This window comes from Streptomyces sp. NPDC087440 (assembly GCF_044744005.1).
Lineage (GTDB): Bacteria > Actinomycetota > Actinomycetes > Streptomycetales > Streptomycetaceae > Streptomyces.
This window is the reverse complement of sequence record NZ_JBIUXN010000025.1, coordinates 87024-100841: the sequence shown is the minus strand read 5'-3', so window position 1 is coordinate 100841 and position 13818 is coordinate 87024. Positions and strand designations below refer to the sequence as shown.

8 protein-coding genes and 1 pseudogene are annotated in these 13818 nt (G+C 71.6%); 7 read left to right on the top strand and 2 right to left on the bottom strand.

What is annotated here, in order from left to right; genetic code table 11:
- Nucleotides 1-80: 80 nt before the first annotated feature.
- A complete protein-coding gene (locus ACIO3O_RS35965) occupies nt 81-1913 on the bottom strand; it encodes a phosphoenolpyruvate carboxykinase (GTP) (RefSeq protein ID WP_401753144.1) in 1833 nt (610 codons plus the stop codon).
- Nucleotides 1914-2168: 255 nt separating this feature from the next.
- Here ACIO3O_RS35965 and ACIO3O_RS35960 point away from each other — a divergent pair, with 255 nt between their 5' ends.
- The 4 genes and pseudogenes from ACIO3O_RS35960 to ACIO3O_RS35945 all read left to right on the top strand — a co-directional run.
- A complete protein-coding gene (locus ACIO3O_RS35960; RefSeq protein WP_401753142.1) occupies nt 2169-2843 on the top strand; it encodes a hemolysin III family protein in 675 nt (224 codons plus the stop codon).
- Nucleotides 2844-3184: 341 nt separating this feature from the next.
- Nucleotides 3185-3841 (top strand): TetR/AcrR family transcriptional regulator, encoded by a 657-nt coding sequence (locus ACIO3O_RS35955; RefSeq protein WP_401753140.1) that lies wholly within the window; start codon nt 3185-3187, stop codon nt 3839-3841.
- 90 nt (nt 3842-3931) lie between these two features.
- A complete protein-coding gene (locus ACIO3O_RS35950) occupies nt 3932-4153 on the top strand; it encodes a hypothetical protein (RefSeq protein ID WP_401753138.1) in 222 nt (73 codons plus the stop codon).
- A pseudogene (locus tag ACIO3O_RS35945) lies at nt 4150-4980 on the top strand (polyprenol monophosphomannose synthase); the annotation flags it as partial. The gene ACIO3O_RS35950 and the pseudogene ACIO3O_RS35945, both read left to right, overlap by 4 nt.
- 270 nt (nt 4981-5250) lie before the next feature.
- Here the strand turns inward: ACIO3O_RS35945 and ACIO3O_RS35940 are convergent.
- The gene (locus tag ACIO3O_RS35940; protein WP_401753136.1) at nt 5251-7278 is read right to left on the bottom strand and encodes a thioredoxin domain-containing protein; all 2028 of its coding nucleotides are present in this window, start codon (nt 7276-7278) and stop codon (nt 5251-5253) included.
- 222 nt (nt 7279-7500) lie between these two features.
- Here ACIO3O_RS35940 and ACIO3O_RS35935 point away from each other — a divergent pair, with 222 nt between their 5' ends.
- The 3 genes from ACIO3O_RS35935 (at nt 7501) to ACIO3O_RS35925 (ending at nt 13686) form a co-directional block, all read left to right on the top strand.
- Nucleotides 7501-8067, top strand: coding sequence for a Uma2 family endonuclease (locus tag ACIO3O_RS35935; RefSeq protein WP_401753134.1), 567 nt, complete (start codon nt 7501-7503; stop codon nt 8065-8067).
- Between the two features lie 300 nt (nt 8068-8367).
- On the top strand, nt 8368-10200 hold the full coding sequence (locus ACIO3O_RS35930) for a hypothetical protein (RefSeq protein WP_401753132.1): 1833 nt from the start codon (nt 8368-8370) through the stop codon (nt 10198-10200).
- 246 nt (nt 10201-10446) lie between these two features.
- Nucleotides 10447-13686, top strand: coding sequence for a tetratricopeptide repeat protein (locus ACIO3O_RS35925; protein ID WP_401753130.1), 3240 nt, complete (start codon nt 10447-10449; stop codon nt 13684-13686).
- Nucleotides 13687-13818: the final 132 nt, after the last annotated feature.

Below are 13818 nucleotides of genomic sequence, written 5' to 3'. Positions count from 1 at the left end.
TTCGTGCACCCGGGGGGACCGGGCGGGGGGCTGGGCCGGAGCCGGGGAACAGGCCGGCTCCGACCACGTATCAGGGGGGACTAGCCCAGGCGCTGGACCAGCGCGCGGTACTCGTCCCACAGCTCCTTGGGCGCGTGGTCGCCGAAGGTGTTGAGGTGCTCGGGGACCAGGGCGGCCTCCTCGCGCCAGGCCTCCTTGTCGACCGTCAGCAGGAAGTCGAGGTCGGCCTCGGGGAGGTCCAGACCGTCGGTGTCGAGCGCGGCCTTCGTCGGCAGGACGCCGATCGGCGTCTCGACGCCCTCGGCCTTGCCGTCGAGGCGCTCGACGATCCACTTCAGGACGCGGCTGTTCTCGCCGAAGCCGGGCCACACGAACTTGCCCGCGTCGTTCTTGCGGAACCAGTTCACGTAGTAGATCTTCGGGAGCTTCGCCTGGTCCTTGTCCGCGCCGACCTTGACCCAGTGGTTCATGTAGTCGCCCATGTTGTAGCCGCAGAACGGCAGCATGGCGAACGGGTCGCGGCGCAGCTCGCCGACCTTGCCCTCGGCGGCGGCGGTCTTCTCGGAGGCGACGTTGGCTCCGAGGAAGACGCCGTGCTGCCAGTTGAAGGACTCCGTCACCAGCGGGACCGCGGTGGCGCGGCGGCCGCCGAAGAGGATCGCCGAGATCGGCACGCCCTTCGGGTCCTCCCACTCCGGCGCGATGATCGGGCACTGCCCGGCCGGGACGGTGAAGCGGGCGTTCGGGTGGGCGGCGGGCGTACCGGACTCGGGGGTCCAGTCGTTGCCCTTCCAGTCGGTGAGGTGGGCCGGAGCCTCCTCCGTCATGCCCTCCCACCACACGTCGTTGTCGTCGGTGAGCGCGACGTTGGTGAAGACGGAGTTGCCCCACATGGTCTTCATGGCGTTGGCGTTGGTGTGCTCGCCGGTGCCCGGCGCGACGCCGAAGAACCCGGCCTCCGGGTTGATCGCGTACAGGCGGCCGTCCTCGCCGAAGCGCATCCAGGCGATGTCGTCGCCGATGGTCTCGACGGTCCAGCCGGAGATCGTGGGCTCCAGCATGGCGAGGTTGGTCTTGCCGCACGCGCTGGGGAAGGCGGCCGCGACGTACTTCGACTCACCCTGCGGCGGCGTGAGCTTCAGGATGAGCATGTGCTCGGCCAGCCAGCCCTCGTCGCGGGCCATGACGGACGCGATGCGCAGGGCGTAGCACTTCTTGCCGAGCAGGGCGTTGCCGCCGTAGCCCGAGCCGTAGGACCAGATCTCGCGGTCCTCGGGGAAGTGCGAGATGTACTTGGTGGAGTTGCAGGGCCACGGGACGTCGGCCTCGCCCTCCTGGAGCGGAGCACCCAGCGTGTGGACGGCCTTCACGAAGAAGCCGTCGGCTCCCAGCTCGTCCAGGACGTGCTGGCCCATCCGGGTCATCGTGCGCATCGAGACGGCGACGTACGCCGAGTCGGTGATCTCGACGCCGATCGCGGACAGCGGCGAGCCGACCGGGCCCATGCAGAAGGGGACGACGTACATCGTGCGGCCGCGCATCGAGCCGCGGAAGATGCCCTCGCGGCCGTCCTTGCCCTGGAAGATCTCCCGCATCTCGGCGGGGGCCTTCCAGTGGTTCGTCGGGCCCGCGTCCTCCTCCTTCTCGGAGCAGATGAAGGTGCGGTCCTCCACCCGGGCGACGTCGGAGGGGTCGGAGGCGGCGTAGTAGGAGTTCGGGCGCTTGATCTCGTCGAGCTTCTTGAACGTGCCCTTGGCGACGAGCTCCTCGCAGAGCCGCTCGTACTCGGCCTCGGAACCGTCGCACCACACGACACGGTCGGGCTCGGTGAGGGCTGCGATCTCGTCTACCCAGGAGACGAGCTCCTGGTGGTTGGTCGGGACGGTGGTGGGAGCCGCGATGTCGCGCGCCACGATTGCTCCTTGATGAGGGGTTTTGTGGTTTGTTGCCCCGTGGGGGCTGCGACCCGGATGCTTCACACGTTTCTTTTGGAACATTTCCCTCTGGCGCTCATCCGGTGCCGACCGCACTCATTTGATCATCCCGGTGCTCCGCCCATCTGTCCAGGGGGCCGCACACGTGAGCATCGCCACTCCCCACAATCCCCTCATGCGTGAGCATCGCCACTCGTAGCCAGAACTTACGGAACCGTAGGTAGCATTCGGGTCATGACGTCGCATGCCGTGCCCGCCCAGGTCACCGAGATCGATCCACCCCCGGTCAAGCCCAGAATGCGTGGCTGGCTGCACGCCGGAATGTTCCCCGCCGTGCTGATCGCGGGCATCGCGCTGATCGCTCTCGCGGACTCCACCCGGGCCCGTGTCGCGTGCACGATCTTCGTCCTGACCGCGTGCATGCTCTTCGGCGTCAGCGGCGTCTACCACCGGGGCACCTGGGGCCGCCGGGGCGAGGCGGTGCTGCGCCGCCTCGACCACGCGAACATCTTCCTGATCATCGCGGGCACCTACACGCCGCTCACCGTCCTGCTGCTGCCCGAGTCCACCGGCACCACCCTGCTGTGGGCGATTTGGGCGGCGGCCGGTGCGGGCATCGCCTTCCGGGTCTTCTGGGTGGGCGCCCCGCGCTGGCTCTACACCCCCTGCTACATCGCGATGGGCTGGGCCGCCGTCTTCTTCCTGCCCGACTTCATGCGGGCCGGCGGCATCGCGGTGCTGGTGCTGGTGGTCGTCGGCGGGCTGCTCTACAGCGCGGGCGGCGTGATCTACGGCCTCAAGCGCCCCAACCCGTCACCGGCGTGGTTCGGCTTCCATGAGGTCTTCCACTCCCTCACCCTCGCCGCCTTCGTCGCGCACTACACGGCGATCTCGCTGGCGGCCTATTAGCCCCGGCTGCACACCCGGGCCCGGGGACGGGCCCGTGCCCCGCTGGTGCTGCCTCCGTGGCCGTGGCCTCGACGCCGCGGCCACGTGCCATGCCAGGACCCCCACGGCCACCAGCACGACACCGACGACGGCCGCCGCCCCCCAGGCCAGAAAGGCCAGCACGCACAGCACCGCCAACGCCGCGGTCAGCACGTTCACGCGTCTTCTCATGCCTCCCCCTCCCTCTATCACTCCGCACATCTGTGGTGATTTCACGGACAGTTCGGTTACCCACACCACACGGTGACATGCGGTACTGACAATGGCCCCGGCCGCCAAAGATCCGCCAAGGTGCGCGGAAGATGGCCGACAATGACGCCATGTCCGCCCCACACACCCCGTCCGTCCCTCCTGACACCCTCGACACCCGGCCCGGCCTGCGCGAACGCAAGAAGATCAAGACGCGGCTGGAGATTCGCCGGGCGACGTTCCGGCTGGTGTCGGACCAGGGGTGGGACGCCACGACGATCGACCAGATCGCCGAGGAGGCCGAGGTCTCGCCGAGCACGGTGATCCGCTACTTCCCGGTGAAGGAGGACATCGTCCTGCCCGACGAGTACGACCCGGTGATGGAGGGCGCGCTGCGGCAGCGCCCGGCGGACGAACCGCTGCTGGAGTCGGTGCGGGCCGTGGTGACCGAGGCGATGCGGCGCTCGCTGGACGAGGAGCCGGACGAGGTGCTGCTGCGCACCCGGCTCATGCTGGAAGTGCCTGCCGTACGGGCCCGGATGGTGGAGAGCGTGAGCGTCACCAGCCGGATGCTGTGCCGGGTGATCGCCGAGCGGACCGGGCGGGACGCGGGCGAGCTGGAGGTGCGGATCTTCGCCACCGGGCTGCTGGCGGCCGTACTGGAGACGACGCTGTACTGGGCCGAGCGCGGCCAGCGGGACGACCTGGTGGGGCTGATCGACCGGATGCTGCGGACGTTCGAGGGGGGCCTCGTCCGTATCGACGGCTGAGGCCCCCGGGTCGCGGGTCGCGCTGGTGGTCCCTGCTGGCGATCCCTGCTGGCGATCCCTGCTGGCGATCCCTGCTGGTGATCCCTGCTGGTGATCCCGCCAGTGGCCTGGCTGCTGATGCTGCCGACGGCCGCCATGAGGGCCTTCGGGGCGGTCGCGCCGCACGACTCCGGGCGGGAGTACGCCTTCCGGATCGGCTTCGGGGGTTACGTAAAGCCACTGATCGGCGGTTCGCTGTACGCGGTCGTCCTCGCGCCGGCGGCCCTGCGTGCGGTGGACGGCGGCGGCAAGCGAGTGCGAGGTGACCCATGACGGGGGGACGCGTGACGGGGGGACGTGTGACGGGCGAGCCGGAACCGTCGCCCTCGGACGTCGATCTCTCGATCGTCGTGCCGACCTTCAACGAGGCGGAGAACATCGCGGAGTTGTTGCGGCGGCTGGGCGCGGCCTTCGCGGAGATGCCGTCGAGCGCCGAGGTGATCTTCGCGGACGACTCCACGGACGACACCTGCGCGGTGATCGAACGGGCCGCCGCCACCTGCCCCTTGCCCGTCGTCCTGCATCACCGGGCCGTGCCGACGGCGGGGCTCGGCGGGGCCGTCGTCGAGGGCATCGGGCGGGCGCGGGCGCCGTGGATCGTCGTCATCGACGCCGACCTCCAGCATCCGCCGGAGCTGGTGCCGGAGTTGGTCGCGCGGGGTGCGGCGGCGGGCGCGGAGCTGGTGGTGGCCAGCCGGTACGCGGCGGGCGGCAGCCGGTCGGGGCTCGCGGGCGGGTACCGGCTGGCGGTGTCGGGGGCGTCGACACTGCTGGCCAAGGGGCTGTTCCCGCGTGCGCTGCGCGGGCTGAGCGACCCGATGAGCGGGTTCTTCGCTATCCGCCGGGAGGCGGTGGAGCGGGCCGGTGTCCTGGAGCCGCTGGGCTACAAGATCCTGCTGGAGCTGGCGGTACGGTGCGGGCCGCGCGGCATCGCGGAAGTCCCGTACGTCTTCGGGGAGCGGCACGCGGGTGCGTCGAAGTCGACGGTGCGGGAGGGGGTGCGGTTCCTGCGGCACCTGGTGACGCTGCGAACCTCGGACCTGCGGTCCCGGGCCGCCCCCTTCGGCCTGCTCGGCCCCCAGGGCCCGGGACCGTCCCTCCGCCGCTGACCGGCACCCGGGGCTCGGGACCGTCCCCCGCCGCTGACCGGCACCCGGGGCTCGGGACCGTCCCCCGCCGCCGATCGGCACCCAGGACCAGGAACCATCCCCCCGCCGCCGACCGGCACCCAGGACCAGGAACCATCCCCCCGCCGCCGACCGGCACCCAGGACCAGAGACCGTACCCCCGCCGCTGATCACCCCGGCCCGGGACCGTCCCTCCGCCGCCGAGGGGACGGGGCCCCTTCCCCCGCCCCCTGGGCTCCGCCCCTACCCCCGCGCCCCCACCTGCTGCCCCAGCACCCCCGCGTCCCCCGTCGGTGCCTCGCACACGAAGCCGCGGCAGACGTACGCCCCCGCCCCCGGCCGGTGGGCCAGCAGCGGGAACTCGTCGCTGCCCGCAGGCCCGTACGCGATCACCAGGCCCGGGGCCGTTCCCAGCAGCGCCGTCCGGTGGAGCGTCCGTGCCTCGGGGGAGGACGGGTCCCCCACCACGGCCACCTCCCGCGGCCCGTCCAGCGCCGCCTCCGCCACGGCGAGGCCCCAGCCGATGTGCCGCGGCGCCCGCGAGGCGAGGGCCTTGACCACGCCCAGTGCGCCTTCCGCCGCCTCCCGGTGCGCCGTGGAGCCCGTGTGCGCCGCGTAGGAGAGGAGGGCTCCGGCCGCCGCCGTCCAGCCGGACGGCGTCGCGTTGTCGGTGGGGTCCTGCGGCCTGCGGATCAGCTTCTCCGCGTCGTCGGCCGTGTCGTACAGCGAGCCGCCCTCCCCCCGGAACCGCATCAGCACGTGGTCGAGGAGAAAGCCCGCGAAGTCGAGCCACGCCCCCTCCCCCGTCACCGACGCCAGCGCGAGGAAGCCCTCCGCGACGTCCGCGTAGTCCTCCAGCACCCCCGCGTTGGGGCCCACGCGGCCGTCCCGCGACGTGCGGGCGAGCCTCGCCGCGTCGTCCAGGTGGACCCGTACGAGAAGGTCCGCGGCCTCCGTGGCGCGCTCCACCAGGTCCGGGCGGTCGAAGTACGCGCCGACCTCGGCCAGCGCCGCGATCGCCAGCCCGTTCCAGGCGGCGACGACCTTGTCGTCCCGCCCGGGAGCATGCCGCTCGCCCCGCGCGGACAGCAGCCGCGCCCGGATCTCCGCGATGCGCGTCGCGTCCGCCAACTCACCGGCATCGAGGGGGAGTTGGAGGACGGAGGAGCCCTCCTCGAAGGTTCCGTCCGGCGTCACTCCGAAGTGGGTCGCCGCCAGCTCCGCGTCCGACTCCCCCAGCACCTCCCGCAACTGCCCGGGCGTCCACACGTAGTACGCGCCCTCCACGTGCCGCCCCGCCCCGTCCTCGCTGTCCGCGTCCAGCGCGGAGGCGAACCCGCCCTCGCTCGTGCGCAGTTCACGTACGAGGAAGTCCGCGGTCTCCAGCGCCACCCGCCGCGCCAGGTCCGACCCCGTGGCCCGCCACACGTGCGCGTACACGCGGCACAGCAGCGCGTTGTCGTACAGCATCTTCTCGAAGTGGGGAACGACCCAGCCGCCGTCGACGGAGTAGCGGGCGAACCCGCCCCCCAACTGGTCGTAGATCCCACCCCGCGCCATCGCCTCGCAGGTGTCGGTGGCCATCTGGAGGGCCCCCTCGGAGCCCGTCCGTGCCGCATGCCGCAGCAGGAACTCCAGCACCATGGACGGCGGGAACTTCGGCGCACCCCCGAAACCGCCATTGCGCGCGTCGTACTCGCGGGTCAGCCCCAGCAGTGCCGCCGCGAGGTCCTCCTCGCCCGGCAGCCCGTTCGACGCGACGGCCAGCGAGCGCTCGCCGAGGTCCTTCACGATCTTCCCGGCGACCTCGTCGACCTCGCCCCGCCGGTCCGCGTACGCGGCGCGCACCCCCTCCAGCACCTCGGGGAACGACGGCATCCCGTGCCGGGGCTCCGGCGGGAAGTACGTACCGAAGTAGAAGGGCTCCGCGTCGGGGGTGAGGAAGACGGTCATCGGCCAGCCCCCCTGGCCGGTCGCCGCCTGCACGGCCTCCATGTAGACGGCGTCGACGTCGGGGCGCTCCTCGCGGTCGACCTTGATGTTCACGAAGTGCTCGTTCATGAGGGCGGCCGTCCCCTCGTCCTCGAAGGACTCGCCCGCCATGACGTGGCACCAGTGGCAACTGCTGTACCCCACGCTGAGCAGCACCGGCACCCCCCGCCGCCGCGCCTCCTCGAAGGCCTCGGGCGACCACGGCCACCAGTCGACGGGGTTGTCGGCGTGCTGGAGGAGATAGGGGGACGTCTCATGGGCCAGTCGATTCGTGGGCATTCCCCCATCCTGCCCCAGGGTCCGCCGCCCATCGTGGAACGGTGCGACGGCCTTCGACAGAACAGGGCCGGTCGGTGCGGGCCAGGAGGGCGGGGCCTGCCACCACTCCGTGTCCACCGCCCGCCACCGATCCCCGCCTTCGCCGCGCGACCCGACGCCTCGGAACAGTAGGCTGGCCGCAGCAGCGCTGAACTTGCCGAGGCTCCACGAAGGAGGTACACCGTGTCCGCCGAAATGGTGGCGCCCGCGTGGATGCACGCTCAGGTCAGCGCGGAGGAGTACGACTCCTGGACCGAGGAGCAGTGCGCCGGGATCGAGATCGTGGACGGGATGGTCGTCGTGACCCCGAGCGCCTCCAAGCGCCACAACCGGCTGGCCCGCATCCTGGCCAATGCCCTCGACGCCGCCGCGGGCCCCGACTGGAACGCCGATACCGACTTCGACGTCCGCCTGCAAGACGTTCCTCTCACCAACCGGCGTCCGGACATCGTCGTCTACCGGGCAGAGACCATCGACCTCTCGCCCACCCGCCCCGAGCACGTACTCCTGGTGGTCGAGGTGGTGTCCCCCGGTTCGGAGACCACGGACCGGGTTGTGAAGGTGGACCAGTACGCCAAAGCGGGTATCCCCTTCTACTGGCGCATCGAACAGGCCGCCACCGGTGTCCCGATCGTCTACACCTATGTCCTGGACCCCGCCACCAGGGCCTACAGGGACGGCGACATGTTCACCGGCACGGTAAAGGCCGCCGCGCCTTTCTCCATCACGGTCGATCTCGGGGTCTCGTAAGGAACTGCGAGGCAAGGGGCACCAGAGGGAAAGGCCGATTCCCACCCCGGGCAGACGGTGAGCGCTGGGCCGAGTCCCGCAGGTGAAACGAAGGCGGATCCGCCCGGCTTCACTACAGCCCGGGGCGAGCCCTCGTTGGCCTGAGCCCACACCATCACGGCCGGCGCGATGCGAGTCTCCACCGGCTTCGCGAGCCCACCGCCGCCCACCACGTGGACGACGGCAGAACAGGCGGATCCGCTCGTCTTCGGTGTACATCGCCCCCGACGGCAGGGAGGTCAGCGGCCCCTGCACCCCTATGTGACCCGGGACATCGACATCCGAGTGCGTCCCCTGATCGCCCGGCTCAGACGCACCGGCGGCTTCCTGGTCCTGACAGGCGACTCGACTGCGGGGAAGACCCGCTGCGCATTCGAAGCCATGCGGGCCGAACTCTCCGGGTGCCGGGTGTGGGCGCCCCCTCGCACCGCCGACCTGCGGCCCATCGCATCCATGGACCCTCCCTTGGCCGAAGGCTGTGTGCTCTGGCTGGACGACGTCGAGGACTACATTCGCGACGACGGACTGGAGCCCGCGCTCCTCTCCAGCCTCATTCAGCAACGAGTCGTCGTGCTCGCGACTCTGCGTGACGAACAGGTCGACCGCTTCCAGCGCCGGAGTCCCCATCAGGCGACCCTCGATGCGCCCTACACCTTCCTGGCCAACCTCGGCGCGCGGGTCCTCAACTTGGCCGAGCAGATTCATCTCGACCGAATGTGGAGCCGAGCCGAGCTGAACCGCGCCGAAGAGGTCGGTGACCCAGGGTTGGAGGAGGCAATGAGGCATCGGGGCGACTACGGGATCGCTGAGTACCTGGCTGCGGGGCCAGCGTTGCTGGACGAGATGAACCGGGCCTGCCGGGCAGGCGGCAATGCGCGAGGACATGCCTACGTCAGGGCCGCGGTCGACCTCCGCCGTGCGGGTCTGCTGGAGATTCCCTTCGCCGCCATCGAGGAGTTGCACCTCACCTACCTGAAGAAGAACCCGGGCTCACGGCCGGAACCGGCTGCGGATGCCTTCACCTGGGCCACCCGGATCCACTACGGAGCCACGGGAATGATCAACCCGGTGGGCGTCGACTCCGTCGCGTGGAAACCCTTCGACTACTTGGTCGAGCACTTTGACCGGGACGAACATCGCGTCCACCCGGACGTCTGGGCCATCGTCTGCAAGTACGTCCAGCACGACTTCCATCTGCACATCGTCGGCATGCTCGCGGCAACATTCGGGGAGGACGACGTGGCCGAGTCCATCTGGCGCCCACTGGCCGACTCCGGACACGCAGACGCCCTATTTCATCTCGCCCTCCTGGGGTCTCGACAAGGAAATCCAACGGAGCCCGAAGGACTGCTGCGCCGTGCTGCGGATCTGGGACATGAGGACGCCCCCTACGGACTGGGCCTGCTGCTTCGCGAGCAGGGACGGCTGCAGGAATGTGAGATCCAATGGCAGCGCGCCGCCATGGACGGCAATGAAGAGGCCGCGTACGCCCTCAGCATGCTCCTGCACGGCCAGGACCGGATCGTGGAAGCCGAGATGTGGCTCCGCACAGCTGCCGAACACGGTTACGGCGACGCCCTCTACACGCTCGGCGTGCTGCTGGCGCGACGGAAGCAGTACCGGGAATCCGAACGCTGGCTCTGGGAGGCGGTCGACCAACATGTCGAAGACGCCGAAGAGTTCCTGGAAGGCGTGATCCGACTACGGGAAACCGCCAGGGACGTCGAGGAGCTGAGGAACGAGGCGCAGAACAGGAACTGGGACGCGGCCTTCGCGCTGGCCGAGCTCCTAAGATCTCTCGGCGAAGTCAAAGAGGCAGAGCACTGGTGGCATCAGGCCGCTTACGCCGGCCACCCCGAAGCCACGCTGAGATACGGGTTCGTGCGATCCGTCCACCACAAGGACCACGAAGGCGGAGAGCCCTGGCTGCGCCGGGCTGCCCATGCAGGGAGTGTCGAGGCCGCCTACTGGCTCGGCCTGAGCCTCGTAATGCAAAGGAGGTGGCGCGAGTCGGACCAGCTCATTGCCTTCGCCGCGCAAGCCGGCCACCCTGCTGCCGCAGAATTTTTGAGGGACCGTTCCTCACCCTCGTAAGGACGGTTCCCGCCGCCACACCTGCCGAGTCCCGCCACCGCGGAACCCGCCCCTCCGCCGCCGGAAGCTCCTCCCGGGGACGCCCTGTGCGCACTCCCTCCGTGACCGGCGGCGCACGCCCCGTGCTCCCTGGCCGTGCTCCCTCGCGCCCGGGCCCGTCAGGCAGGACACTTGACACATCCGGGCGGCCCGAGCGGGAAAGGCCGTGCCCGGACAGCGCAGGATCGCCGCGGAGGGGGACGCAACATGCGGGAGAGCCATCGGGCTGAGGCCGAGCAGGTGTTGGTGCGGGCCGTCGAGGAGGAAGTGCGGCGGTCCGGCGGCCGGACCGATGGGCGGGCGCTGCTGGCACGCGCCCGCGGTGCGCTCGACGAACTGGCCGCCCCCGCCGCCGAGGAGTACGCCGCGTACGTCACCGCGCTCGACCGCGCGGGCGCCGGGCAGCAGCACCTGTCGGAACGATTCAGCAGGGCGAGCATCGGAACTCCCGCCCTGGTCACGGGAGTTGCCGCCGTGGCCGCCTTCGCCGCCGACCTCGCCCTGGGGACGGCGTCGGGGACCGCCCTCGCCGCCGGGGCCGTCGTCGCGGTGGCCGGGGCGACCGCGACCGTCGCCAAGGTGACCGCCACGCACTGGCCCGCCGCGCACCGCCGGGCCGGTGCGCTCGGACAGCCGGGCGGGCCGGAGCAGGTGAAGTTGCAGTGGCTGACCGCGTTCGAGGTCCGTGGGGTACGTCCCTACCTCGACCGGCAGCGCATGCTCAGCGCCGCCACCCGCACCCGGCCGCCGGTGAAGAAGGCCACCACCGAGACCACCGCGCTGCGCGGCGGCAACCGCAGCGCGGCCGCACGGCGCAGGACCGTACTGGAGCAGTCGTTCGCCCATCTCCCGCAACCCGAGGGCCCGTTCGCCGGGCGGCGCACGGAGCTGGCGCAGATCGCGCAGTGGGTGCACGCGGCCCGGGCCAGCACGCAGACCCGGCCGACCGTCGTCGTGCTGTACGGGGAGGCGGGTTCGGGGCGTTCCACGCTGGCGCTGCGGGCGACGCACGGGCTGCGGGACCAGTTCCGGGGCGCGTGCCTGGTGGAGCTGTGCAACGGGGCGCCGGGGCGGGCCGAGTCGGCGACGTCCACGCGCGACGCCCTGCTCCAGCTCCTGAACCGGCTCGGCGCACCCCGCGACCAGCTCCTCTTCCGCGAGCAGCGCACCGAACGCAGCACGCAGGAACAGCAGTTGAAGCGACTCACCGAGCTGTACCACCAGCACCTCACCGGGCTTCCGGTGACCGTCGTCCTGGAGGACGCCACCGACCCGGACCAGGTGCGCACGCTCATCCCGGAGCGCTCGGACAGTCTTGTCCTGGTCACCGCGTCCGAGCCGCTCGCCCTCCCCGAGGACACACCGGCGTGGGTGCACCAGTTGCCGGTGCAGCCGCTGGACGGGGCGGGTGCGGAGGAGCTGATGCGGGCGGTCGCGCAGGAGGAGGACGCACCGTACGACGGTGAATCGGCGGACCGCATCACGGAGTTGTGCCGGGGGCTGCCGCTGGCCCTGCGGGTGGCGGGCTCCTCGCTCGGTGCGCGCAGCCCGCGCGCGCTGGCCGCCGACCTGGCGGCGTACGGTCCCCTGGACCCGGTCGAGCGCGCCCTGTCCCTGCGTTACGCCGACCAGTCGGAGCAGGGGCGCAGGCTGCTGCGCCGCCTCTCGCTCGCGGGCCGGGCGTCGCTGGGCGGCGCGGCGGCGGCAGCCCTCCTGGCCACGGACGATCAGGAGGCGCGGCGCCGGCTGGCGGAGCTGGCGGGCGCCGGGCTGATCGAGCCGGTGGGCGGTGGCCGCTACCGCCTCCACGACCTCGTGCGCTCCTTCGCGTACACCCGGCTCCTCGACGAGGAGGAGCCCTCCGAGCGGACGGCCGCCCAGGAACGCCTCATCCAGAACTACGGCGAGCTGGCCGACTCCGTCATCCGCCTGGTCGACGGCAAGAACTCGACCCGCGCCGACCGCTTCGGACCGCACGGCTTCACCTCGCTGGACGCCGCCCTGCGCTGGCTGGACGACGAGTCCTCCTTCATCACCGCCGCCCTGCGGCACGCGGAGGGCGTGGACCAGCAGCTCGTCCTGAATCTGCTGGGCGCGCTGTGCGACTACTGCCTGCTGCGCGGCGACCTCTACCGGCTCGGCGAGATCAGCGAGCTGACGCAGGCCGTCGACCAGGGCCTTCTCGTACGTTCGGTGCAGTGGCGTACGGGTATCGCCGCCCGGCAGCTCGGTGAGCTGGACAAGGCCCGCACCACCCTGTCCTCCGTGGTGGACCTCTACTTCGAGGCCCAGCACGAGGCGGGCGCGGCGCGGGCGCTGGGCTCCCTCGGCATCACCCTGCACCACCAGGGCAACCTGACCGAGGCCGCCGCCAAGCTGCGGGAGGCCCTGGACCTCCAGTCCTCCCCCGCCCTCGCGGGCGACCGCGCGTGGAACCTGCACGCCCTGGCCGCCGTGGAACGCGACCGCGCGAACCTCGCGGAGGCCGTCGAGCTCCTCGACACCGCGCTGGCCCTGCACCGGGAGGGCGAGTCGCTGCACGGGCAGGCGTGGGCGCACTTCCAGCTCGGGCAGGTGTGCCTGCGGATGGGCGAAGTGCCGCGCGCGGAGGCCGAGTTGAACGCGGCTCTCGATCTGTACGGCCGTACCCGCGACGAGCGGGGCGAGGCCTGGGCGATGACCCAGCTGGCCCGGGCCCGCCTGGTCGCGGGCGACCCGGCCCCGGCGGTCGACGGCCTGCGCCAGGCCCTGTCCCGCCACCGCGACAACGAGGACGCGCGCGGCGAGGCCTGGACCCTGTACTACCTGGGCCAGTCCCTGGAGGAGCGGGGCGACCACGACCAGGCGGTCCGCGAACTGGAGCGCGCCCGGACGATGTTCTCGCGGATGCGGGACGTGTACGGGCTGGCGTGCGCCCGCCACCACTCGGGGCGGGTGACGCGCGACCAGCGGGCCGTCCAGACGGGCAACCTCCGCAACTCCGGCTTCGCCCGCCAGCTCCTGACGGACGCACGGCAGGACTTCCGGCGGATCGGGGTGGCGCACGGGGAGGCGTGGACGGTCCTGGAACTGGTCGTCGTCGACGCGGGCAACTCCCGCCCGGAGCAGGCCCTTTCGCTGTGCGACGAGGCGGTCGCCCTCTTCGCCTCCTACGAGGACCGCCGGGGCGGCGACTGGGCCCGCTTCCTGCGCTGCACGCTGCTGCCGTTCGCCCACCCGGGCGGGCCGGAGGCGGGCACGTCGCTGGCCGAGGAGGAGCTGGCGCTGCTGGCGTCGGAGCCGCACCCGACGCGGGACGAGCGCCTCGCGGACTGCCTGGACGCGTACCGGGTGGTGCTGGGGCGGGGGGTGGACCTGGGGGCGGGGTGGCAGGCGTGGCGACTGGGGATGGTGCCGAACAGGCATTCGCGGGAGGTGATGGGGGTGCCCACGGGGGAGGACAAGTAGGCAGGCCTCCTCGCGGACGGGTCGGCATGGCCCGGCAGGTGCCGAACCGCTTGTGGGGTGACGAGCCCTGCTGGGATGCTGACGGACCGGCCCCTGTTCACGGGTGGCGGGTGCGGAGCACGGACGGGGGCC